Raw genomic sequence first — 23,617 nt, forward strand, 5'->3', positions numbered from 1 at the left:
AATTGAGGTTGACCTTGCATTGTGACAGGTAGGTAAAATAAAAAGGAGCTGATTTCTCAGCCCCTCATGTATAAACTGTATTCATTCTCTAAAGTCATATGTTGATAACTCTTTTACATCCCCTAATGTAGCTAGTATACTATGACTTGTAAATATATCAGTATTAACCTCAGTATTATTATCCTCCTGTATTATTACAACTGGAATACCAAGAGAAAAGCAGTACCCATAAATCCAACCTTTAGATAGATGAACATCAGACTTATCATTTAAAAATACTACTCTATCTGCTTTCTCTATACTGCTAACAAAATATTCAAAGAAGTGAGATGCCCAATCATAATCAGGACTAGCACTCACAAACATATTATATAATCCCTGTCTCAAAGGTATAATACTGTGTACAGTAGGATTAGAAAGTACTACCTGCTCAACAGTCTCTAATTTCTTGCGACCTTCCTCAGTCATCATATTTCCAGCAACCAACACTTGCAACATTGCCACCTCCAAATTAAGCCTAACTAACTTAGTATAAATTAGTATGAATGCTATTCAAGAGGTATAAAATGGCACAATAAAGAAGAACTATCTCTTGATTTCTTATGTAATTCCTTTAGTCAGTATCAGCTCAATAACTTCCTCTAACTGATTGTAATATAATTCACTTCCCATTATGTCATAGTATACTTATTATAATTGCTGTAAAGAAAACCACAAACTTAGTAGTTTTAAAATGATTTATGTTTGTTGTTAATTCATGTGTGATTATCTCAGAGACTCTATCTTCACTTTCACTCCCCACCTATAAAACACCTATTAAAACAGACTTATTTCGCTTCATATTAGTTACTTACCACCTATTAAAGAATGAGTACTTTTCCTCTCTACTCTAATTAGAATCAGGCTTGTATGTGTGACAGGATACTGATATTATGGTATTGAGTTATATGGAAAAGAGGTATATCTTACCATCAGCATCCTTAGGAGGATTATTGTGAAGAAAATAAGAATTGAAAATGTATTAGAGTTTTCCCATTCTTTAATGAATGATGTGGTAGTGAATACAGCTAGAGAATTAAATGATGCTTATTTTATTATAAAAGTAGATGACCTATTAAAAGAGAGAAATTTAACTCAAAAAGATTTAGCTAATATGACAGGAATGAGAATTGGAACTATATCAGAGATAATAAACGGTAAGGGTATTAGTATAAATAAAGTACAAATAATGGCTATAATGGTTGCGCTTAGAGTGACTAACCTTTCAGATATAATAGAGATAAGATTACCTGAGGCATTGACCTCTACATACTTAGAAGAATCTCAGGATTGGACAGAATCAAAGACTATGCCTGAATCAGTTAAAGAAATGTATAAAGAGAACGTATTGAAAGCTAATTTGGGAAATAAATATTAAAAAAAAGCTGTCCAAAAAGTCGGTGAAAACAGACTTTTGAGGGCAGTCTTTTTTTGTGATGGCAGTTTTTTGTCATAAAAAAAGGAGGAGCTTATTGCTTCCCCTGTTCTTGCTCATATTTTTTTAACTTTCTATAGAATGTAGCCTTGCTGATGCCTACCTTTTTAAGAATTTCAGGTACTGCCATTTTTTGATTGATGTATAAGTCAATTGCTGTGTCTATTGTTTCCTTAGGAATGTCTCTACTGAGTCCTGCCTTGTTCACATAACTGTATATAGTAGGTTTTGAACATCCAACAGTATCCATGATTTCCTCAACTGTCATTCCTTCTTGATACAGCTTAACAATGTCCTCTTTTTGCTCTGCTGTAAGTCTCTTGCTTGCTTGTTCATTCTTTGCTTTTGCTCCAATTCTCACTAGGATTCTATGGATGGTAGCAATATGTAATCCCATGACCTCTGCAATCTCTTTTGGAGCCATTTTTGCATCCCATAATTCCCTGATTGCTTTCGTTTTTATTGTTTCTGTAGGTTTCAACATAATTCCTCCTGAGCTTTCTTTGTATATACTATCAAGATTTTCTGACCGCTCTCTGAAGATGTGCTACAAATGTAAGAAACATGTTGATTCCTTTCCTCCTCTATAACAGCCCCTGAGATCCAGTCATTAAGCTACCTCTTTAATCTTTTAATAGATAGTAGCCCTGCTAACACCTATGATTCCCTTAATCTCTTTTACTGTACGTTTTCCTTCACTATACAACTCCAAAGCATAATATTTACTAACTGGACTCCCTGATTCAGCAAAAAACAGATAGAGCCTAAGCTAATTATTTATCTACACTTATCCAAGTAGTACCTGATACATGATAATAAGTAGTTACTGAGACGAGCTCTAGAGAGTATCTGTAGTAATCAAAATTATCAACTAATACTCTAGGAGCATCACGGAAGATCCCTCTCTCATCAGCTACCTGAATTGCTAAGTCCGTCATTGAGCGACATCCAGTGTAGATGTGAACATAATTTCTTATGAATGTTATTACATCATCAATTTCATCAATGAACCCTTCATTGTAAAGTGTATTAGCAATTGATTTTTCGATTTCTGTCATTCTTATAACTTCCAAAATAATGACCTCCAATGATATTGGTAGAGAGTAATCCTTACCACGCTTATTACATACACCTCTAACAAAATACAATATTATATATAAACAAAGAGAAAAAGCTGTTTTCTTAGCCTTTCCTTTTACACTATTCTACAAATATTATTTCTTTTACATCTTTCTCAATCAGGCTATTAATAACCTCAATCAACATATCGCAATATACACCTTTTACAGTATTAAGAACTTTGATTGAATCACCTGAGACTCTAGTAATCTCAATATCATATGTATCTAAGCTGATTAGCTTTATTGATACTCTAACACCTCTTTTATATAGTGGAGTTTTGATTCTAAACTGTAACCCACTATCTATTACAAGGTATTCTCTTGCTCCCCATTCAGGTAGTGCCATTCTATCCTGAGCAATAATCTGTTTTAGGATGATATTTGCGACTTCCAAGCTGTACTCTAATGATGTTTTCATATTGCGTAACTCCTTTAATGCTGTTTTCCTCATCACTTTCACTATATCACCATTCTGTATTACAGTAAACTGTAATACATCTAAATATTTACTTAATACTATTCCGACAACTTAAGCAATGCATAAAAAAAGAGAGCTGTGTTTAAACAGCCTCTCTAAAGTTATCTGTATTTGTAGAGATAAGCACTAATGATGCTCCATCAGCATTATTTGCAATAAAAAGAAAATGATAGTTTATGATGTTATTTTTCTAAGAGTCCTTTTAATTGATTAAGTACAGCTGTAAACTTTTGATCGTTTTCACTTTGACGAAAACTAAAAAAAGGATTTCCCACTCTATTAATACGTTCTAAAACAGAAGAAATAGTAAACATACTCGGATTCAACGTCTCGTTTACTTCATCCCAGAATAACGGCGTTGCAATAAAACCTTCTTCATTTCCCCTCGGTGAGTATGGGGCAATTATTGTCTTCCCCTCACGATGTTGTACATAATCCAGGTACAATTTATTATTTCTATTTTTCTTTAAGCGCTCAGTCGTAAACCATTGTGGATTCTGTTCAATTAAAAAGTCGCAAACAAACTTAGTGAATATACCAGTCTCTTCATATGAAAATTCATCTAAAGGCAATGGAATATATATTTGCATTCCCTTTCCCCCAGAGGTCTTTACAAAAGAAATTAATTCGAATTGATCAAAGATAGCTTTCATATGCAATGCAGCTTTGACTGCTAAATGAAATTCATTTACAGATGGTGGGTCTAAATCAAATACAATTTCAGTTGGTTTATCTGTTTGGATAGGTTGAAATGGAATGTGGAATTCTAATGCTAATTGATTTCCCAACCATAGAAGGGTTTCGACGTTATTACAAATAATGAAGTTTGTATCTCCTATTTGTTTGGTTGTAACAAAATCAGGTACATTATCCGGACTACTTTTCTGGTAAAAGCTTCCTCCTGGCACCCCGTGTGGATAGCGAATAATCGTTAAATTTCGCTCACGTAAAAATGGTAGCATATAAGGAGAAACATTTTGTAGATACAATAAGTAATCATCTTTTAAGATGTTGCTTGCAGGCCATATAGACTTATCCGGATGTGTAACTTGAACAGATTCAGGGATTGGGTATAGCTGACGTTGCATATATTGCCAAGCACATTCATCAGGGTTCATCTCCAGCTTAAAGGAATTGAATATGGGTTCTCTTAATGTTTCGCCCAAAAAATCAATGCACGCTATTTCTACGCAAATAGACGGTTCAAGTTCCCAAATACTTTCTGAAATCTTTATCCCATTCGTTTGAAATAGCGCAATTAAAGTAGTTGATTCTTCCTCTTTAAGACCATGTTTAAAAGTAACTACTTCGACAAGATGATTATCTTGATAAATAGCACCATGAAAAAAACCATTACTTTTATTGTATTTCGTAAGAATAGTAGTAACATATCTCCAATTTTTAATTTTTAACCAGTTAGCTGTTCGCTTATCACTAATCCATTTACTGGTCTTTCGTTTTGCTATAATCCCCTCACCATTACTGACTAATATTCTCTTCCACAATTCAATACTATTATTAAACACGTCTATTGCCTGTAGCCGATTGATTATGTCTTCATTATTTATTGAAGTTGGAAGACCGAGTGTTTCGAATAACTTTTGTAAAACCTCTTTGCGCTTTATTAAATATGAGTTTGTCTGACTCTTACCTTTATATTTCAAACAATCAAACACGACAAAATGACATGAGAACTTTTCTACATGTTTCTTGATAGTATTTTGACTACGCATTCGACCTCTTGTCTGTACTACTGCAAAATTACTTTGAAAGTTATTTCTTAAAAAAACTAATTCACCATCTAAAGTAAGTGGTAGAAATGAATTTATTTGTTCTTTAATTTCAAGGCAAAATTCAATGATCTCAGGAAAATTTTGATTAAGTATATTTCCACTTCTACTTATTAAAATAGGTTCTTCATCCCAAACAAGCATACATCTGAAACCGTCATACTTCGTTTCATAAAACCAATCATCTCCGACTGGAATTTCTGTTGCTGCAGTTAAGAGCATTGGCTTCAATTTCTCTCCTACTTTCATCTGGTTTACATTTAGTTTTTGATTATTTCTCCTATTGATACATAAAAAAAGACGAATGTTTGCATAGTAAGAAGAAAACGAGGTGAAAGTAATGCATACAGTTTGGAAAGGTAACATTAGTTTTGGATTGGTTAATATACCAGTTAAGCTCCATACTGCAACTGAAAATAAAGATATTAAGCTAAGACAATTACACAAAGAATGTAATACACCGATTAGCTATAAAAAGGTATGCGAAGGTTGTAATAAAGAAGTTAAAGAAGAGGATATTGTAAAAGCATATGAATATGCGAAGAATAAGTTTGTAGTATTAGATGATGAGGAACTTGAAAACTTAAGAAAAGAAAATGAAGATAAGGCAGTAGAAATAATCGATTTTGTGAAGATAGAAGAAATTGATCCCATCTATTTTGACCGTTCTTATTTTTTATCGCCAGACACAACTGGCAGTAAAGCGTATTCCCTATTAAGAAAAACATTAGAGGAATCAGGAAAAATAGGCGTTGCAAAAATCATTATAAGGTCTAAGGAACAATTGGCAATAGTTCGTGTATATAAGGATTCGTTAGTCATGGAAACAATTCATTTTCCCGATGAGGTAAGGGATGTTGCTGATGTACCTAATATTCCGAGTGAACAAATAGTAGTTCAGAAAGAGCTTGATACAGCTCTAATGTTAGTTGACCAACTAACAACAGTATTTGAGCCCACAAAATATACTGACGAGTATCGCACTGCTTTAATGGAATTAATCGAAGAGAAAAAAGCTTCTAATACTGTAACAGCAAGCGATAAACAGCCAGTTCCAAATAACGTTACTGATTTGATGACAGCACTTCAAGCTTCGTTAGATAGGACTAAGACTACAAAGAAGAAACCAACTACGAGAAAGAGAGCTACAAAAAAGACTTCATAATAAATAGCCCTATCCAATTAAGGACAGGGCTATTTTTGTTTCATTTATTAGAAGAGAAATTACAATATCAAACATCACCTAATTCAAATTTATATTTCATTTCTAATTTTTGATATTGATCTAATATAGAGTGTTTTATATCAGTTCTTCCATTACCAATCCAACTTAAGAACCATTCTTCCTTTCTACTGTAATAAGAATCTTCTCCGCATAATCGAAAAGCAACTTCAGTAATGGATGGCGGGTCTACCCAGTTATATCAAGGCATATTTGCCAATTTCACTGTGTGAAAGTTGAGTAATTAAACATAAATGAATGAAAAAAAGAGCTAAAACCGGCGACGGGTTTTAGCTCTTTTTGTTATGCGAACGAAATGGTTTTGCGATCTTCGAATTTTGGAATCCAGTCACCGTGTGCTTCAATTAAATCATCGCACATCGCAATGATGTCGTCCATCGATAATTCAGCGGCCGTATGAGGGTCAAGCATTGCTGCCTGATAGATGTGTTCTCTCTTTCCGCTGACGGCTGCTTCAATTGTTAAAAGCTGTGTATTAATATTTGTACGGTTAAGGGCCGCCAATTGTTCTGGAAGATCTCCTACATAGCAAGGAGTGATTCCGCTGCGGTCAGCAACACATGAAACTTCAACAACCGCTTTTTCCGGCAAATTACTAATTAAACGTCCCGTATTTAAAATGTTGCCGCCAAATTTGAATGGAACATTCGTCTCAATCGCTTCAATAATATGGGAACCATATTCACGAGTACGAGTATGGGTAAGCTGAGCATCGTTAACAATCTCGTTACGCATTTTTTCCCAGCGTTCAATTTGCTCTACACAACGACGCGGGTACTCATCAAGAGGGATATTGAATTTCTCGATTAGGTCCGGATAATTGCGTTTAATGAAGTACGGATGGTACTCGGCATTATGCTCAGATGACTCCGTCACGTAAAATCCGAATTTATCCATTAACTCAAAGCGGACCATATCATTATGTTTTGATTGTTGTTTTTCTTTTGCACGACGTTTAATTTCCGGATATAAATCTTTGCCGTCACGCTTGATTTCAAGGAGCCAGGCCATATGGTTAATACCAGCGATTTTTTCTTCGACGCCCTCATGATCCATTCCTAAAGATTTTAAAAGGTGCTCGCTGCAAACTTGTACGCTGTGACATAATCCGACTGTTTTGACATTTGTATAGCGCAGCATTGCTCCTGTTAATGTTGCCATCGGATTTGTGTAGTTTAAAAACAGGGCATCCGGACAAACTTCTTCAATATCCTTGGCAAAATCCCACAAAACTGGAATGGTACGAAGCGAACGAAAAATCCCGCCAATCCCGATTGTATCGGCAATTGTTTGGCGAAGGCCGTATTTTTTAGGAATTTCAAAATCTATTACTGTACTTGGTTTATAGCCGCCGACTTGAATCGCATTTATAACGTATTTTGCTCCTCTTAAAGCTTCTTTGCGATCTGCATAGGCTTTCACTACAACGTTTGCCTGTATACTTTGTTTTAAATTGTTTAACATATTTTCGGAATCTTTTAAACGTTGCTCATCAATATCAAATAATGCGAACTCGAACCCAGCTAATGCCGGAACAAACATGCAGTCACCCAGAACATTTTTTGCAAAAATAGTACTTCCTGCTCCAATAAACGTAATTTTCGACATACATTTACCTCCTGAAAAGTGAAACAGAGACCGTCAATCTTTTAAACGAGGATAAAAAATTGCTTTTTAAAAAAGATGATTGTCTTGTATTCAACTTTAATTTATTTGTTGTTATAATAATGATAAAACGTTTACATGCTAACTACAATGGTAAGTTATTGTGATAGGGGGGTATAATATTGTCTTTTACTCACGAGAGAAAAAATTTGAAGGATTATGGAACGTACGGTTTTCGTTTTCAAGAACCTTTTCCCAACAATGTGGTAAACATTTCAGTGCTCGGCGTGGAAACGAAAATGCTCGGTGAAGTGTATGATTGGAACGGATTAAAGCGAAGAGATGTCGGCACCTATGTGTTTCAATATACTCTGTCAGGATTGGGAAGGCTTGATATAGGGGGTAACAGTTTTTCATTGGAGGCGGGGGACGCATTCATTGTCGAGATCCCAAGCGATCATCGTTATTTTCTTCCAAAGGATAGCAAAGGATGGGAGTTTGTATTTATTACGTTAGTAGGAAAAGAAGCAGCCGATTGCTGGCGGTTTATGAAAGAACAGAGTGGCCCTGTCTTAAAAATCCCTCCAGACTCCAAGCTAATTCAGCTCTTGCTGAAAATCTATCAAGACACATATGACCAAAAGATTACAGACGCATATTATGCCTCTGCAAAAGCTTATGAATTTATTATGGAGTGTTACCGTTTTACAAGGAACATCGAAAAAGCATCGAAAGGTTTCTCTCCTCAGATTACAAAAGCCCTATCCTTTATTCAAACACATTATCATGAACCGCTTACACTCGACGAAATAGCTGCCATATCTGGTTTCTCAAGATATTATTTTATTAAGCAGTTTCAGCATCAACTGAATATGACGCCTGTTCAATACCTTACTAAAATCAGGATTCAAAAAGCAGCGGAACTTCTTCGTTCAACGAGCCTCGCTGTTAAGGACATTGCTGATCAAGTAGGTTATTCAAATGCCAACTATTTCAACAAAGTGTTCCGTAAAGCAATCGGTGTGTCCGCCGGGACATTTCGTTCCAGCAAAGACTTTGTCGAGATTAATCATTTGATCATTGATTAGGCTCATGGCAATACAAAAGAAGTAGGTCAATAAAAAAAGTTAAATTTAGATGGATTTTCTTCAACAAATAGGCGCTTTTCTAGAGTTTCGCATCTATGTGTTCATCACAAAGACCAGCTACTATCATAACAAGATAGTAGCTGGTCTTTTGTCACCTATCAAAAAAATGAAAACTACAACACTTATGGCCAATTCCAAATCTGCTCTTTCGATTGCAAGTCTGAATCACCCTACCCATCTTGGCGGCAATCTGCTTGATTGATAATTGAACATGCAGCTAAAAAGGATCTTCGATTGAAGATCCTTTTTTCAATGCCGATCATGCTTCATTACGTTAACGATCCCATATGTTGCGTTTTTTTTGAAAACACCCGATAGCTGATTGAGATTATTAAAACACTTAGCGGACCAACACTAAGGACAGGAAGTAGCCCTGGTATGGTTGTAACAACGAAATAAATAATTACTGTCCCAACAATCATTAATATCGAGTGCATAGGATAAGACACGGCATATAGGAATGAATACTTAATATATTGAAAAACCTTGAATTCATAATGAACTAATAATGGAAAAAGATAAAAACAAGCAGCAAAATAAATCAATAAAACACCCATTAGAATAAAAGAAATAACATAGGAAATGATATTTTCCATTTGTTGAAATAATCGAATATCAATATACAATAAAAAACCGATGAGAAGCATAAAAAATGTCACTAGATTCGCTTTAATAAATCCCTTCCGATATGTATCCCAAAAAACAGAAAAAATTGGAGTATCTTCTTTGCCCATTACCCATTTTCTTGAGATTGCAAACATAGCTGCGGAAGCTGGAGCTGCACCAAAAACAATGAAACCGAGCAAGGTAAAAAAAATCCAAAGTATATTTATATAAGCAAATCGCATGATCCATTCACAAATGCGATAAATCCCTCCTATTAGACCTTCCACTCCCATTTTTTCCACCTAGTTATTTCTATACTATAATGAATTTATAAATATAGATAACTAAGCTTTCACCTCCATCCCTATATAGCACTTGCACATATCGTTTCCCCTTCATTCACCGTTACGATAGCAAAAGAAGTTACTACTCCATCCAAACCATATTCATGTTGTAGATCAACCGTTACGTTGTTAATCAAACATTGCTCCTTTTTACATGAAAACTGGACTTTCCATGTTAAAGGATTACCGGAACGATTCGTTAAACGTGTTTCTTTATTAGAGTGATGGGAAATATCAAGTACATTATTTAAAATAGGCACATTCCTCATTATTGCCCACTCTAGTTCATTAGGTAATCTAGACATAGTTGTAATTTCAGTGTCACCATTTGCTGAAATCCCCATCATCCCAGTTGCAATCGAACCAATCACGGCATAAGAAACCTCTGGATATTCTCTTCTATTTAAACTAGGGTCTATTAATTCTAGCAATATAGCATAAGCTTCCTCATTCTCCCCATTTTTATAATAAATCTCTGGGAAATAGGATTTTCCTTCTACATTAACAACACCATTCTGTTTTACGTCTTTTACCGCAAGTTTTAATTTTTCCTTATCAGAAACAAGTCCAAAATAAAGCGGTAAAAAATTGGCTATATCATAATAAGGCTCATAAAATTCTCCATTTTGTAACAGTGCACCATAGAATCTGGATGATTTTTCATTCCACCAATCGTTCTGATATATTTTTTGCAACTGTGCCGCTTTTTCTTTATAAACTTTTGCCAATTGATGGTTGCCTTTTAACTCATTAATTTTCCAAAAAGCACTATAACCTGCATATTGTGCAGCAATTAAATCTCCTGCAATAAGCGGCTGTAACCCATCTTCATTATAAGAGGCAATACCACGTCTTCCATACTCAGGATAATGTTCCATTAACCCATCATGATCTTTATCCCAAGCTTGTACATATTCATTAATTGTTTTCTCATAAAATGTTATGAATTTAGGATTATTGAGGTACTCTGAATCGCCTGTCCAAAGGAATTGCCGATAACATGCGTCTAAAATATCAAAATTAGCGGGAAGATTATACCAAAAGTCAGAATCACATCGATAATCTACAGAGGCTGGGGTATTTTCCTTATTAATTTCCCAATAACTGCACCAATCTCTCTCACTAGAAATTCCCGCTGCAAATTTAGATAACATATTCTTTGTATGATTCTGAAGTCCTAGAATGGAAGCACCTGTACTTTGATGTGCTACATCACGCATACAAAATGCAGCTCTTCCTGGTAAAGCAGCTTCATACCACAATCCAACAGTATCTTCACCATTATGGGCATAGGAAAGCGCTTCTTGTTTTGCCCACGTAAATCCTTTATTTAGAAAAGAAGAAGAAGATTCGAATTCTACCTTTCCTATTGAGTTTTCCATATTATTCATTTATAGTCCAACTTTCTTAGTAAGAAGTCAAATGCGGTAAATTTCTGACTGCCTAACCTAATTCGGGTGGTTAGAAAAAATCCTATCTATTATTTTCAAATTTATTTACAGTGCTTTGCCGAATAATAAGCTTTGTAGGGACGACTAATTTCATGGAAACTTCCCTCCCATTTAACTTTTCATCCAATAGTCTAACTGCTGCTTTTCCCATTTCATTAGAATATACTTTTATTGTTGTTAGTGGAGGAGTCATATATTGGGCAATTGTAATATCATCAAATCCTACGATGGACACTTCATTTGGGATACTTATGCCAGCCTCCTCAAGAGCTCTGTATGCACCAATAGCCATTGGATCACTCGCTATAATAAACGCAGTAGGCAGACAATTATTGCTTATGGCTTTTTTCATTAACTCATAACCAGTTTGTGTAGTAAAATTGTCCCCAATATAAAGATGGTCTTCATTAAACAACCCTTTGCTTTCCATATATTTTTGGAAACCTTTTAGTCGTTTATCCATCTGCTTTGACCCAGCTTTTGACCCGAATTGATGTAAAAAAACCGTCCCCCCGATAAACCCTATTGACGCATGGCCATTTTCCAGCAGATGGTCTAGTGCTTTATATGTCGCTTTTTCAAAATCAACAATCACAGAATCAAACATTTCATCATTTGGGGAATAATCAACAAATACGATATTTTTTATTTGTACGAAAAACGGATTTAAAAAATCAAAATCTATTTTTCCAATCACAATTAAAGAATCTAAACCATTCAAGCTTTCATATGAATCATAATTAATCCATCGAATAACCTTTGAAATTTCTAAACCATAATGATATAATTCCTGCTCAACACCTTGACGTATAGATAAGAAATAAGGATCTTCATCTTCTAGCTTTTCTGAACAATAAATGATCAGACCAATTTTCATATCTTTAAGTTCATGCTGCTTTCTAACGCTCTTTCTTTGAGGTAAAGTATATTGAAGCTTTTCTGCAACTTCGTTCACTTTTTTTCTTGTTTCTTCTGTTACGGATAAGGAAGAATCGTTGTTAAGTACTCGTGATACAGTAGATGTTGAAACATTAGATAACTTAGCAATGTCTTTAATTGTCGCCATCCAAAAACCTCTTTCTCTTTATAGCCCATAATTTCAGTTAATCATTACTGAATTAATTACTATCATAGCAAAGGCCTGATGAATCGACAATTTTATCCTTTTTTTATCATAAGGATGCCTGATTTCTGCACATGCAACCGATTTAAACCAGCGGGTAATGATAGGGATTGTTTCTTTACTAAATGACCACAGCAATCATATATTTCTAAAGTGTGATCCATAATGTCTTCTTCTAAGTCCAGTACAAGTTCTTCATTTAAAGTGCCATTCACAATAATTAAATTTGACACACTTGATTTTCCGCTTTTTACAACAACATCCCCATAGACAGCAATAATCTTTGTCACATCATTTTCTGCACTTACTATAGGATATAATAGTTCTGGTGCTTCGGCTTTTAATTTACCGTTCAATAATACATCTCGGTGTTCCTTCCAAAAACCTAACCAATATTTAGCCATCTCTAAATGACTATGAGATAAGTTTTCAAAGCGCATCGAAAATTGCGGAACACCGAATAAGACATTGATTAGCTGTAAAGCAGCACTTTCTACGGTATCCTTTTTATTCCACATAATCGGGTCGGAATGAACCGCTGTACTCCCGGAGAATAAACGCAAATCAATAACACCAACACGATTAGTAATGGCATCATTAGGACAATCCATTACACGGAAAATATTACCGTAATTTCTCATATGTGGGCCAATATATCTTTGTCTAAACTCAATCATAATACTTGGTTTGATGACTCGTAGCCTTTCCATAACATCTGTTAACAACCGATCTACAGCTTCTTGAACAGATTCAAAATCCCGATTTTCATCTGGCTCTAAAGCCTTTTCATTTGCTCTTCTTACGTCGAAGTTATCTATAAAATCAAATTTAAACCCGTCAATATTCCATTCCTTTAAAGCAGTTTCATAAACGGAAATGAGATATTCTCTTACTTCTGGATATCTAGGATCAAGCACCCCTGCTTGGAGAGATTCCTGAAAATATAAAATTTTATCGCTAAACTGATCCCAGACTTTAGCATGCTTCCCGACAAATGGGACACTGTACCACAATAAATATTTCATCCCCATAGCATGTACTTTCTCGACATGTTCCTTCATATTAGGTATTTTACTTGCTGCAACCTCCCAATCACCACAATAAGCATACCCACGCTGATTGTCTTCGGTTTGCCACCCATCATCAACAATAACAGCTTCACATCCAAACTGTTTAGCAAGCCGGGACTGTTCTTCAATATCGTGATCCGTTACATTTTGGTGAAAACTATACCATGTACAATACATAGGGAGTTTAGATTCTTCTGGAACAATAGATGGTTTATTATTTTCGATCGTTTCATACCATTTGGACATCTCCTTAATTGCTTCATAATAAGGAATGTCCCTTGTGTCAATTCGAATCGTTGCATGATATTGCTTCATTTTTTTTGTCTGTTCAGTGAATAATGTAATTTGACATTTAATTGTCCCATTTTCTTCATGTACTCCAAGATTAAAACCCACTGTTTCCATCGCTTTAGAATAAGCAACCGAGAGACGATTTTTCCCATCCTGGCTATAAAAGCAACCAACAGGTGCAGAAACGGTTCCTTTTGAGGAAAATCCACCATCCCAATCTACTCCAAACCTTTTACTGCGACCTGAACCAGGATGCCAATACGATTGAATATCTATAATGGGATAATGCCAAATAAGATCGACTTTCGGAAAATGAATGAATTCCTTTGCATCAATTTGAACATTCACATAGGTAATATCATTTATTTTATATTCCTCTAGTTTTACATCCACAATCGGATCACAAACTGCTTCTATTTTAATATTTTGTTGTGTAAGCATAGCGCTCCCTCTTTTCTGTTAAATTTATTTTTTTACGAATTAAAAAACTAAGAATATTTTTTATGCTATATCTAATTATTCTTTTACTGACCCTAATGTAATGCCCCCAACGAAATATTTTTGTGCAAATGGATAAACAAAAACAATAGGCAAGGTAACAAGAACCGTAGTTGCTGCTCTTAAGGTAATCGGAGAGATATTTCGGTATTTTGAATAAGCTAACTGTAAATCTTGAACTTGTTGAATGGCTTCTACCTCTAATAGTAATCTACGTAAATAAACTTGTAAGGTATCCCATTCTCCACTTGGGTTATAGATAAGAACATCAAACCATGAGTTCCAATGACCCACTGCACTAAATACCGCAATGGCAGCAAAAACGGGAATCGACATTGGTATCAAAATCTGAAAGTAAATCCGCAATTCACTACAGCCATCCATTCTTGCAGACTCAAATATGGAATCCGGAAGGTTTTGTATATACGAAGCCATAAGCAGCATAAAAAATGGACTAAAAAGAGCTGGCAGCCAATATACTGTAAATGTATTAGATAAGCCTAATTTCATGAAAAGTAAATAAGTTGGGATTAACCCTCCGCTAAAAAACATCGTGAAAACAAATAATAGTCTCATAAACTTACGACCTGAAAAATGCTTAACCGTGACGATATAAGCTAACAGTCCCGTACATAAAACACCTGTAACGGTCCCCACTACAACACGTAAGATAGATATGCCAAACCCTTTAAGTAAATCTTCATTTTGAAACAATACCTTATATGAATCTAACGAAAATTCTCGTGGCCATAAATAAATACCGCCTCTTGCAGCATCTACACCATCGTTCAGAGATAGTGCAATTAAATTAAGAAAAGGAAATAACATTATAGATGCAAAGCCGATCATCAATACTAGATTCACCTTATCAAAAATCTTGCTTCCTATGCTTTCTTTAATAAACCCTTGCCTCACGCTCTCACCAGCTTTCTTAGTACACTGAAGTATCAAAAAACTTTTTACAGAATTTATTTGCGCCAACTAATAAGATAAGCCCGATAATTGACTTAAATAATCCTACGGCTGTCGCATAGGAATAGTTACCTAACTGAATTCCATATCGGTAGGAATAAGTATCAAAAACTTCCCAATATTCCCTCGTTTGAACATTCCCAATTAACAATTGCTGTTCAAAACCAGCATTCAAAATTCCACTAATTCCTAAAATCATCAAAATGACAATAGTAGGTCTTATGCCTGGGATAATGACATGCCAAATCAGACCAAACCGCCCAAGTCCATCCATTTTTCCCGCCTCGTACAACTGAGAGTCAACACCAGCAATGGCAGATAAATAAATAATGCTTGACCAGCCTATCCCTTTCCATATATCAGCTCCAGTAATGACACCCCAGAAATATTTCCCTTCTCCAAGAAAAGAGACAGGACTATCAATTATTCCTATACTCATTAGAAATTGGTTAAAAACCCCTTCATTTCCTAATGTAACAAAAACAATACTTGCTACCACTACCCAAGACATAAAGTGCGGCAAATAGGATACGGTTTGTACAAATTTTTTAAACCGAGTATATTTTAATTCATGTAATAACAAAGCTAATAAAATCGGTGCAGGGAAACCAAAAACAATTCCAAGCCCACTTATAACTAATGTATTTCTTAACACCATCCAAAAATCCGGCGATTGGAAAAATTCAATGAAATATTTGAAGCCTACCCAATCACTGTCAAGAATAGCTCTCCCTGGTTCATAATCGATAAATGCCATGATCAATCCATACATTGGATAATAGGCAAATAACAGCACCCACAATATAATTGGAATACAAATCAACCAGAGCTGTTTTTCTCGAAGAAAGGTATTTTTAATTCTCTTTACGCCCGCCATCTTTTTTTCACTAGATATGTTGGATTTTGGAACCGTTTCGCCTTTTTCTGGCATTATGTTCATACTATCCCCCCCGGTGTCACTTTTTATCAATCTCAATTTTTGTTTGAGAGATAAAGAGGCCAATACCTCCTTATCTCTCTATTTTCACTTCCAATTCTTCAGTCTTTCCTTGTAAACTTTTGTCTTGTACTCTTCAACCTCATTTAAACCAGCCTTATTTACTTTTTCACGTAAATCTATAAATATTTTTTCAGCCATTTCTGGACTATTCGCCTGAACTGCCTTTGATATTCCTGTGTTAATTAACGTATTAATTTGTTCTTCTTTTACTGCAAGCGGATCATTAAGAGGGACGCTAATTGCTTTTAGCGTATTATCGAAAATAGTATCTTTTAAGTTTTCGTTTAAATCCCTTTTCCATTCAGCTTCATTATTAAAGTTTTGATCATACCACCAGTTTGTTTCATCTTCCATCATCCCTTGGTAGGCAACTATTGCATATTCACCTTGACCAGTCAAAAAACCTTTATCATAATCATATTTTCCGTTTATCAGCTCATTCTTTCTCTCTTCTACCCAGGTCCATTCTCCGGACTTATTGCCCCAAATAGAAAGTTCCTCGTTCGGAACACCCCAACCCAATAGCTTATTTCCCATATCACTAAATGCAAAATTAAGGAATTTAATAATTTTTTCAGGATCCTTAGCCTTATCTGTAATAATTGTTCTAGAGGAACCAATCGTATTCTTTGGTGATAGGTAGGCTTGATCAACACCAGGTGCCTTTAGGCCAATTTGTACATAATGGTCTTCAGTTTTCCAATTTTTATCTGTTTTCTGCCATACCTCGTGTCCTGCATTCCAAGAATGCCACCAAGGTCCAATAGACCCGAAAACTCTCTTATTTGAAAACATTTCTTTCCATTGGTCAAAATCATTTATAAAACTATTAGGGTCTAATAACCCCTCAACTTGAAATTTGTTTAAATACTTGGTTAGTTCAATACCTTCTGGTGTATTGATCCAGTGAGTCAAGTTACCATTCTCATCTTCTTTAAAGCCATCTTTTAAGCCCCATGCACCGGCTAAAACTTTATAGATATAGCCAGTTTTCCAATTCTCACCAGATAATGCATATGTTTTTTGTCCATTTTGATTTACTGGTGTTTTAGCTTGCATCTCTTTCAGTAGATCAAAATACTCTTCAGTAGATATTGTTTTAGGCTTTCCTATTTCTACCCACTTTTCATACGGAATATTAGCTGAATAATCCGGAATAGGTAGATACCCCCAGTAATTTGGCAGTCCATATAATTTACCATCCTTATCTAAGTAACGTTTATACGTATCTCCTAATTTCTCTTTAATAGTAGGGGCATACTTATCAATATATTCTGTTAAATCAATCGCCCGTTTTTGATTTTTCCATTTTTCAACTTCTGCAGTTGATAATCCGGTAATCACTTCAGGGTAATCATTCGAAGCAAGCATGAGATTAAGACGTTCCTTAGGGTCTGTTTCTGTTACTTTCTTATTAATTTTCACATTAAACTGCTCTAGAAGAAATTCATTTAATAGTTTTGTATTTTTTTCTACATCTTTAGGATTTAATTGGCCAGCATAATATGAGAATTCTAATGTATACTTTGGCACAGTCCAACCAAACTCATTTTCCTTTCCAGCATTTGGATGCGGCTCTCCAGAGGAAGCCGTCTCATTATTATTACACCCTGCTACTATTGAAATAAATAATAGACCAACAAGAAACAAAGGAAAGTATTTTTTCATTTCTACACCTCTTTAGTAATAGTAAAAATCTCTCTAAAAATTTCCGTTTATCCTAGGCAAAAGTAATCAACGACTAAAAGTGGGTCATAGCAAGAATTTATCTCCCTCTTTTTACCTGAAAAATCATCCTGCTTAAATTAAAATAGTATAATCATTCATTTTTTATTTTTATATTACCTTCTTTCTCTAGTAGGAATAAAGAGCGCTTACATTTCCAAAATAGAATTTCTAATTTCCATCATGATGTTTAGTAAACTAACTTGAATAATTTCAGGAAACTTTAGTAAATTATATTCTATGGATATATTATCAGGAAAATTCTGAAATTTCAATATACTTTCTCTTACCAATCCATTAAATTCTTTGGAGGAGGACCAAGGGGACGGTTCTGGTGGCTTTTTGTTCTATTGATAATTACACTAAATCCTCATCAATCGGCGCTCTTGAGGGCCGTGAGAACCGTCCTTGTGGCCAACGAAATGCAACGGATTTTCAAGCCCTTTTGCACATTCTGAATCAACTTCATGAAAAAGATTCATTTGAAATGACCTCCTATTGTTTAATGACCAATCATAATCACCTGCAGATTCGTTCCCCCGAAATTCCTTTTTCAAAACTTATGTCTTTTATCAACAAACGGTATGCAAAGTACCGATTAACAGGGCATGTTAGAGGGTAGTCGCTACATCCATCTAAATCAATCTCCGCCAACCTTCTTTTGATTGGTAATGCCAAAGAATGTGTCGGATTAATTAGCCGATGTGTAGCAAGCAACTAGCATTAGCGGACATAATAGCATGAAGGTTAGGCTTTTATGTCCGCTAATACTTATTGCGTTAAATTTGAGTAGCCTCTTATTCATTAAGAATAAGGAACCAAGGTAGAGCCTGAAACAAATCAAGATTCTGGCCCATGTGGAAATGTATTTGATGTAGAATACCCACATTAATTATTTACTCAACTTTCGCAGAGTGGAATTAAAGGTGTCTGTCCCCCAGTCTATTAAAGCGTTCAAAATCGCCGAGGGTTAGGCACCCGTTTAAAAGAAATAGTGTACACTGGTTCATACAATTCGCCTATACAGATTTTCTCTACGGGGTCTCGACAAAGTGTCGAGTTTGAGAATGGCAAACAAAAAAGCAGCGAGAGAACAGTTGGAATGGAAAATGAACCTTATTCCTCCAAGAAGAATCCCAAAAAAGGTGCATGATGGTGACATATTAGCTAGGGATTCCGTTTGAAGTTAAATAAAACTGGCCTATGATACAAAAAAGGAGTGCAGGAATATTAACCAGTAGCAATAATTGCTGATACGGAAAATCCCCTATCCACGAACTACTCCCCAATTGTTAGACACAACTAACTATTGGAGGTGTAGTTTTTTAAGGAGAAATTTTCATTTGAAAATGTTAGCATTTCACTTTCACCTTACAGATCCTCATTATCTTTTGAAAAAAGCAGGATATTTCTTCAGTTTCAACACGCTTACATGGACGGGAATGTGTTTAGGTGGGTTATTAGTTTAAAAATGGTCCGATATCGATTATAATAATGCTACAATAAGAATTTCGAAAACTCTGTATAATCCGAATAGAAGTACTCTTATAAATGAAATTACGACACCAAACACCAAAGGATCTATAAGAGTTATCGACATTGAGCCAGAACTTATTGTGTTATTAAAAAGCATTATGGAGTGCAAAATCGCTTGAAATCGACAATTGATTTAATTATTACGAATTAGATTTTGAGATCACTAAGTTAGGTCCTTCATACTTTGGCAATCCTTATCATTTGAAAACTGTGAATACTAGAATGCAATCAATACTTAGAATAATGAACACGATTAAAAAGCTTTTAATATCACCTTCTTTTAGACATACTCACACTTCTTTATTAGCTAAGGCTAAAGTTCCACTCAACCTAATTATGGCTCAATTAGGGCATGAATCTGATGAAACTACAAAAGAAAGTGGCTTCAAAAAAATTCAGTGAGAAATCTTTAAGCTACATGATAATTTTCATTATAGGCATCAATACTTTAATAATATTCTTAAAAACCTTGTCATATCAAGGTTTAATGAATACTCTTCCATCAAATCGCATATAATATGTGATGGATTTCATGCTTGAACATTCTGTTTCATTTGGGAGGAACCTACATGCAACAAGGAAAAGTAAAATGGTTCAATAACGAAAAAGGTTATGGTTTTATTGAGTACAATGATGGTGAAGATGTATTCGTCCATTTCACAGGCATCCAAGAGGAAGGTTTCCGCACATTAGAAGAGGGACAAGATGTTAGCTTCGAGATTATTGAAGGTAATCGAGGCCCACAAGCAGCAAACGTAAATAAACTATAGTGAGTACAGCTATTCTACAAGTTTAACTTGAGAATAGCTTTTTTTATTGTGTGTAATTTAAGAACCTCTTTTATTGGATTCAGAAAGTTTGAATTTGATATTTATTTAATAGTAACTTTATTATGTCTTTTTACATATTTGATATTACGCTGTAGTAACAGTTTTAAAATATCTTTAGGCAAAATAAAAAGGCGTATCTAAGTATTAAAAAAACTTAGATACGCCTTGACTTTATAAAGCTACTTTTTTCACTTCAAGTCTTACAATTTGATGCATATTGATGTCTTGAATGGTAAATTCATAGCCTTCAGCTTCATGTTTCTCACCTTTTAAGATGCGATCATGATTTGTCATGAACCAGCCTCCAATTGTATCGATGTCTTCGTCATTAATATCGATATTTAAGAGTGCCTCTACTTCTTCCAGTCTAAGCTTAGCATCAAGATTATAATGATTTTCTGCTATTTTCTGTACTTCAGGTAACTCATCATAGTCAAATTCATCCTTGATATCACCGACAATTTCTTCAATAATATCTTCGATTGTTACAAGACCAGATGTACCACCATACTCATCCATTAGAATTGCCATATGAATGCGCTTTAATTGAAATTTAAGTAATAAATCACTAATTGGAACCGTTTCAATAATACGAATAACAGGTTGCATAAAGTGAGTTATCTGTTTTAAAGCATTCTTTTCATCTAAAATAAACGCTGTTAACAGCTGTTTCATATTAACAATACCAATAATATGATCCTTATCCCCATCGACGACAGGATAACGCGTATATTGCTCCACATTAATCACATCAAATACTTCTTTAAGGCTTAAATGTTGATCAAGGCTAACAATTTCCGTTCTAGGGACCATAATTTCTTTTGCAATACGATCATCGAATTCAAAAATACGGTTCACAAAACTATATTCAGAGCGATTAATCTCACCGCTTTTATAACTATCTGACAAAATCATCCGTAACTCTTCTTCACTATGAGCAGCATCTGATTCTGACTGCATTTTCAAACCAAATAATGCGGTTAAGCCTCTTGCAGAACCATTTAAAAGTTTAATGACTGGATACATAATATTGTGGAATAAAATAAGTGATCCAGCTGTTTGCAGTGTAACGGTTTCAGCTTGTTGAATTGCTAATGTTTTTGGTGCAAGCTCTCCGACTACAACATGCAAAAAAGTTACGATTGAGAACGCAATAATAAATGATACCACCGAAGAAATACGAGCATCTAAGCTAAATATCTCAAACAATGGTCTCAGGATAGCTTCAATAGTCGGTTTCCCTAACCATCCAAGCCCTAATGCCGTAATCGTAATGCCAAGCTGGCAAGCTGATAAATATTCATCTAAATTATTCGTAACCTTTTTTGCTCTTAAAGCCTTTTTATTGCCTTCAAGGACAAGCTGGTCTATTCTAGTTGATCTCACCTTTACTATCGCAAATTCCGCTGCTACGAAAAACGCAGTAAGTGCAATTAGTATTACGAAAACAACTAACTTAATGGCTATATCATTGTCCAATCATGTTCTTTATATCTGATCTGATCCTTATTTCAGATTCAGAATAAAGAATTCACCTCCTGTAAAATAAGTTACTATTACTAATCTATATGAAAGTATATGTAAATTGCAATTAAGAAGATGATTATTTTTAAATTTTTTTCATTTATCTGAACTTTTTCTGATTTATTTAATTTACAGAAGTTTTTTCCTATTAAACTATTTTTTTTATTTTCTCAAAATATCTAATTTATCATAGTAAAAATCATCCCCTCGTACTGATATCGGATTATGCTTTACTATAAATATTTTATTGGTTTGAAACGGTTGCTTTTAGCTCAGAAAGTAAAAAAGCGCGCCTATAAATCGTTTTTTCGACTTAAAGGCGCTACTTCAGTTATTTATAGGTTGTTGCTGATAGAGCGAAAAATTCATTGTACAGTGCTTGTAAAATTTTGTTCTCAAATTCTTTACGAACACCAAATACAAGGCTGACTTCTGAGGATCCTTGATTAATCATTTCAATGTTGGCACCTGTTTTTGAAATGGCTGTTGCCGCACGAGCTGCTAGACCTGTATTGTTATTCATACCTTCTCCTACGATTACAATCATTGAAAAATCATGACGGAAATGTACGTCGTCTGCCTGCAATTCTGTTTCAACACGTTTTACGATACGATCTTCTTTTTCAGGAGATAACTGGTGACTTCGAATAATAACAGAGATATCATCTAAACCGGATGGTGTATGCTCATATGAAATATTCTCATCTTCTAATATTTGAAGTAATTTACGACCAAAACCGATTTCACGGTTCATTAAATATTTACTTACGTATAAAATCGAGAAACCACTGTCAGCTGAAATACCAGTTACTGGACTATTATTTGATTCACGAACAGACACTATTCTCGTTCCTGGTGCAGATGGATTATTTGTATTTTTGATACAAACTGGAATACCAATTTTATAAACCGGCATTAGTGCTTCATCATGGAAAACCGAGAAACCCGCATATGATAATTCACGCATTTCACGATATGTAATCTCTTGTATTTCAACTGGACAATTTACGACTTTAGGATTTGCACAGAATACGGAATCAACATCAGTAAAGTTTTCATATAACTCAGCTTTTACCGCTGCAGCTAAAATTGACCCTGTAATATCTGAACCCCCGCGATCAAATGTACGTAATACGCCCTCTTCTGTATAACCAAAGAACCCAGGGAATACGATGATTTCTTGAGAATCTTTTAAGACACTCAAATTATCGTATGCTTTTGGCAACGCTTGTGCTCGAGCAGGCAGATCATTAACGATTAAACCAGCTTCAAAGGGACTCATGTATTTTGCTTTTAGTCCAATACTATTGAAATAAGCTGCAATCATTTTCGCATTATTGTCTTCTCCACTCGCCTTTAAGCTATCCATCAACAGTTCATCCGTAACCGAACCCGCTTCTGCAATACGTTTACGTAAGTCTGCCTCAATGACTTCACAAATGACACGATCTAAACCAAGTCCATTTGCATTGCTTTCATAGCGCTTTACAACATTTTTTAGTTTTTCTTCTACCGCATCTTGTTGGTGCAATGCAGCATTCGCCAACTCAATTAATAAATCTGTTACTTTTATGTCATCATTAAACCGTTTACCCGGAGCTGAAACGACAATCAAGCGTCTTATAGGATCTGATTGTACAATTGTTGCTACCTTTTTGATTTGTTCTGCACTTGCAACAGACGTTCCACCAAATTTACATACTTTCATTTCATCAAATCCTTACATTGTTTATTTACTCATTTGTATTCCCAATAAAAACATTTGTTTATTCACAGTGTACAAACACT

General features: G+C 34.8%; 19 protein-coding genes and 1 pseudogene. 5 read left to right on the forward strand and 15 right to left on the reverse strand.

Going from position 1 to position 23,617, the window contains the following annotated elements:
- Positions 1 to 81: 81 nt before the first annotated feature.
- Positions 82 to 498, reverse strand: a complete 417-nt coding sequence (locus AC3IS5_RS14325; RefSeq protein ID WP_489425030.1) for a hypothetical protein — start codon at positions 496 to 498, stop codon at positions 82 to 84.
- A 496-nt stretch (positions 499 to 994) separates the two neighbouring features.
- Between AC3IS5_RS14325 and AC3IS5_RS14330 the strand changes: the two genes are divergently transcribed.
- A complete protein-coding gene (locus AC3IS5_RS14330) occupies positions 995 to 1,417 on the forward strand; it encodes a helix-turn-helix domain-containing protein (protein WP_489425031.1) in 423 nt (140 codons plus the stop codon).
- A gap of 91 nt (positions 1,418 to 1,508) precedes the next feature.
- On the opposite strand, the gene AC3IS5_RS14335 is transcribed toward AC3IS5_RS14330, so the two are convergent.
- The 4 genes from AC3IS5_RS14335 to AC3IS5_RS14350 form a co-directional block, all read right to left on the reverse strand.
- Positions 1,509 to 1,958 carry a helix-turn-helix domain-containing protein gene (locus AC3IS5_RS14335; RefSeq protein ID WP_489425032.1) on the reverse strand — a complete coding sequence of 150 codons (450 nt, stop codon included), beginning with the start codon at positions 1,956 to 1,958 and terminating at the stop codon, positions 1,509 to 1,511.
- A gap of 289 nt (positions 1,959 to 2,247) precedes the next feature.
- On the reverse strand, positions 2,248 to 2,547 hold the full coding sequence (locus tag AC3IS5_RS14340; protein ID WP_489425033.1) for a hypothetical protein: 300 nt from the start codon (positions 2,545 to 2,547) through the stop codon (positions 2,248 to 2,250).
- Between the two features lie 127 nt (positions 2,548 to 2,674).
- Positions 2,675 to 3,013 (reverse strand): hypothetical protein, encoded by a 339-nt coding sequence (locus AC3IS5_RS14345; protein ID WP_489425034.1) that lies wholly within the window; start codon positions 3,011 to 3,013, stop codon positions 2,675 to 2,677.
- Between the two features lie 242 nt (positions 3,014 to 3,255).
- The gene (locus tag AC3IS5_RS14350) at positions 3,256 to 5,094 is read right to left on the reverse strand and encodes a DNA ligase D (protein WP_489425035.1); all 1,839 of its coding nucleotides are present in this window, start codon (positions 5,092 to 5,094) and stop codon (positions 3,256 to 3,258) included.
- 109 nt (positions 5,095 to 5,203) lie between these two features.
- Here AC3IS5_RS14350 and ku point away from each other — a divergent pair, with 109 nt between their 5' ends.
- Positions 5,204 to 6,028, forward strand: a complete 825-nt coding sequence (ku, locus tag AC3IS5_RS14355; protein ID WP_489425036.1) for a non-homologous end joining protein Ku — start codon at positions 5,204 to 5,206, stop codon at positions 6,026 to 6,028.
- A gap of 360 nt (positions 6,029 to 6,388) precedes the next feature.
- Here ku and AC3IS5_RS14360 read toward each other — a convergent pair whose 3' ends face one another.
- Positions 6,389 to 7,714, reverse strand: a complete 1,326-nt coding sequence (locus tag AC3IS5_RS14360; protein ID WP_489425037.1) for an alpha-glucosidase/alpha-galactosidase — start codon at positions 7,712 to 7,714, stop codon at positions 6,389 to 6,391.
- Positions 7,715 to 7,893: 179 nt separating this feature from the next.
- Between AC3IS5_RS14360 and AC3IS5_RS14365 the strand changes: the two genes are divergently transcribed.
- A complete protein-coding gene (locus AC3IS5_RS14365) occupies positions 7,894 to 8,799 on the forward strand; it encodes an AraC family transcriptional regulator (RefSeq protein WP_489425038.1) in 906 nt (301 codons plus the stop codon).
- A gap of 329 nt (positions 8,800 to 9,128) precedes the next feature.
- Here the strand turns inward: AC3IS5_RS14365 and AC3IS5_RS14370 are convergent, their stop codons facing one another.
- The 7 genes from AC3IS5_RS14370 to AC3IS5_RS14400 form a co-directional block, all read right to left on the reverse strand.
- Complete coding sequence (locus AC3IS5_RS14370) at positions 9,129 to 9,758, reverse strand: YesL family protein (RefSeq protein ID WP_489425039.1); 630 nt, start codon at positions 9,756 to 9,758, stop codon at positions 9,129 to 9,131.
- A gap of 71 nt (positions 9,759 to 9,829) precedes the next feature.
- Positions 9,830 to 11,200 (reverse strand): MGH1-like glycoside hydrolase domain-containing protein, encoded by a 1,371-nt coding sequence (locus AC3IS5_RS14375; RefSeq protein ID WP_489425040.1) that lies wholly within the window; start codon positions 11,198 to 11,200, stop codon positions 9,830 to 9,832.
- An 82-nt stretch (positions 11,201 to 11,282) separates the two neighbouring features.
- A complete protein-coding gene (locus AC3IS5_RS14380; protein WP_489425041.1) occupies positions 11,283 to 12,326 on the reverse strand; it encodes a LacI family DNA-binding transcriptional regulator in 1,044 nt (347 codons plus the stop codon).
- A gap of 92 nt (positions 12,327 to 12,418) precedes the next feature.
- Positions 12,419 to 14,185 carry a glycoside hydrolase family 36 protein gene (locus tag AC3IS5_RS14385; protein WP_489425042.1) on the reverse strand — a complete coding sequence of 589 codons (1,767 nt, stop codon included), beginning with the start codon at positions 14,183 to 14,185 and terminating at the stop codon, positions 12,419 to 12,421.
- Between the two features lie 75 nt (positions 14,186 to 14,260).
- On the reverse strand, positions 14,261 to 15,091 hold the full coding sequence (locus AC3IS5_RS14390) for a carbohydrate ABC transporter permease (protein ID WP_489427902.1): 831 nt from the start codon (positions 15,089 to 15,091) through the stop codon (positions 14,261 to 14,263).
- 82 nt (positions 15,092 to 15,173) lie between these two features.
- Positions 15,174 to 16,154 carry an ABC transporter permease gene (locus tag AC3IS5_RS14395; protein WP_489425043.1) on the reverse strand — a complete coding sequence of 327 codons (981 nt, stop codon included), beginning with the start codon at positions 16,152 to 16,154 and terminating at the stop codon, positions 15,174 to 15,176.
- An 84-nt stretch (positions 16,155 to 16,238) separates the two neighbouring features.
- Complete coding sequence (locus AC3IS5_RS14400; protein WP_489425044.1) at positions 16,239 to 17,882, reverse strand: type 2 periplasmic-binding domain-containing protein; 1,644 nt, start codon at positions 17,880 to 17,882, stop codon at positions 16,239 to 16,241.
- A gap of 475 nt (positions 17,883 to 18,357) precedes the next feature.
- Between AC3IS5_RS14400 and AC3IS5_RS14405 the strand changes: the two are divergent.
- Together AC3IS5_RS14405 and AC3IS5_RS14410 are read left to right on the forward strand one after the other, a co-directional pair.
- Positions 18,358 to 18,552, forward strand: a pseudogene (locus AC3IS5_RS14405) (transposase); the annotation flags it as partial.
- A 1,492-nt stretch (positions 18,553 to 20,044) separates the two neighbouring features.
- Entirely contained in the window at positions 20,045 to 20,245 is a 201-nt protein-coding gene (locus AC3IS5_RS14410) for a cold-shock protein (RefSeq protein WP_053417169.1), read from the forward strand.
- A 231-nt stretch (positions 20,246 to 20,476) separates the two neighbouring features.
- Here AC3IS5_RS14410 and AC3IS5_RS14415 read toward each other — a convergent pair whose 3' ends face one another.
- Both AC3IS5_RS14415 and AC3IS5_RS14420 read right to left on the reverse strand, forming a co-directional pair.
- Entirely contained in the window at positions 20,477 to 21,784 is a 1,308-nt protein-coding gene (locus AC3IS5_RS14415; RefSeq protein WP_489425045.1) for a hemolysin family protein, read from the reverse strand.
- Between the two features lie 376 nt (positions 21,785 to 22,160).
- Positions 22,161 to 23,537: an aspartate kinase gene (locus AC3IS5_RS14420; RefSeq protein WP_489425046.1), complete on the reverse strand. Its 1,377-nt coding sequence runs from the start codon at positions 23,535 to 23,537 to the stop codon at positions 22,161 to 22,163.
- Positions 23,538 to 23,617 lie beyond the last annotated feature (80 nt).

It is taken from the genome of Viridibacillus sp. KH_047 (assembly GCF_057838945.1).

What these genes read in the sequence shown, in the direction of transcription:
- AC3IS5_RS14325 (WP_489425030.1), bottom strand. Translation starts at nt 498, where the DNA reads ATGTTGCAAGTGTTGGTTGCTGGAAATATGATGACTGAGGAAGGTCGC.
- AC3IS5_RS14335 (WP_489425032.1), bottom strand. Translation starts at nt 1,958, where the DNA reads ATGTTGAAACCTACAGAAACAATAAAAACGAAAGCAATCAGGGAATTA.
- AC3IS5_RS14345 (WP_489425034.1), bottom strand. Translation starts at nt 3,013, where the DNA reads ATGAAAACATCATTAGAGTACAGCTTGGAAGTCGCAAATATCATCCTA.
- ku (WP_489425036.1), top strand. Translation starts at nt 5,204, where the DNA reads ATGCATACAGTTTGGAAAGGTAACATTAGTTTTGGATTGGTTAATATA.
- AC3IS5_RS14360 (WP_489425037.1), bottom strand. Translation starts at nt 7,714, where the DNA reads ATGTCGAAAATTACGTTTATTGGAGCAGGAAGTACTATTTTTGCAAAA.
- AC3IS5_RS14370 (WP_489425039.1), bottom strand. Translation starts at nt 9,758, where the DNA reads ATGGGAGTGGAAGGTCTAATAGGAGGGATTTATCGCATTTGTGAATGG.
- AC3IS5_RS14375 (WP_489425040.1), bottom strand. Translation starts at nt 11,200, where the DNA reads ATGAATAATATGGAAAACTCAATAGGAAAGGTAGAATTCGAATCTTCT.
- AC3IS5_RS14380 (WP_489425041.1), bottom strand. Translation starts at nt 12,326, where the DNA reads ATGGCGACAATTAAAGACATTGCTAAGTTATCTAATGTTTCAACATCT.
- AC3IS5_RS14385 (WP_489425042.1), bottom strand. Translation starts at nt 14,185, where the DNA reads ATGCTTACACAACAAAATATTAAAATAGAAGCAGTTTGTGATCCGATT.
- AC3IS5_RS14390 (WP_489427902.1), bottom strand. Translation starts at nt 15,091, where the DNA reads ATGATCGGCTTTGCATCTATAATGTTATTTCCTTTTCTTAATTTAATT.
- AC3IS5_RS14395 (WP_489425043.1), bottom strand. Translation starts at nt 16,154, where the DNA reads ATGAACATAATGCCAGAAAAAGGCGAAACGGTTCCAAAATCCAACATA.
- AC3IS5_RS14400 (WP_489425044.1), bottom strand. Translation starts at nt 17,882, where the DNA reads ATGAAAAAATACTTTCCTTTGTTTCTTGTTGGTCTATTATTTATTTCA.
- AC3IS5_RS14410 (WP_053417169.1), top strand. Translation starts at nt 20,045, where the DNA reads ATGCAACAAGGAAAAGTAAAATGGTTCAATAACGAAAAAGGTTATGGT.
- AC3IS5_RS14420 (WP_489425046.1), bottom strand. Translation starts at nt 23,537, where the DNA reads ATGAAAGTATGTAAATTTGGTGGAACGTCTGTTGCAAGTGCAGAACAA.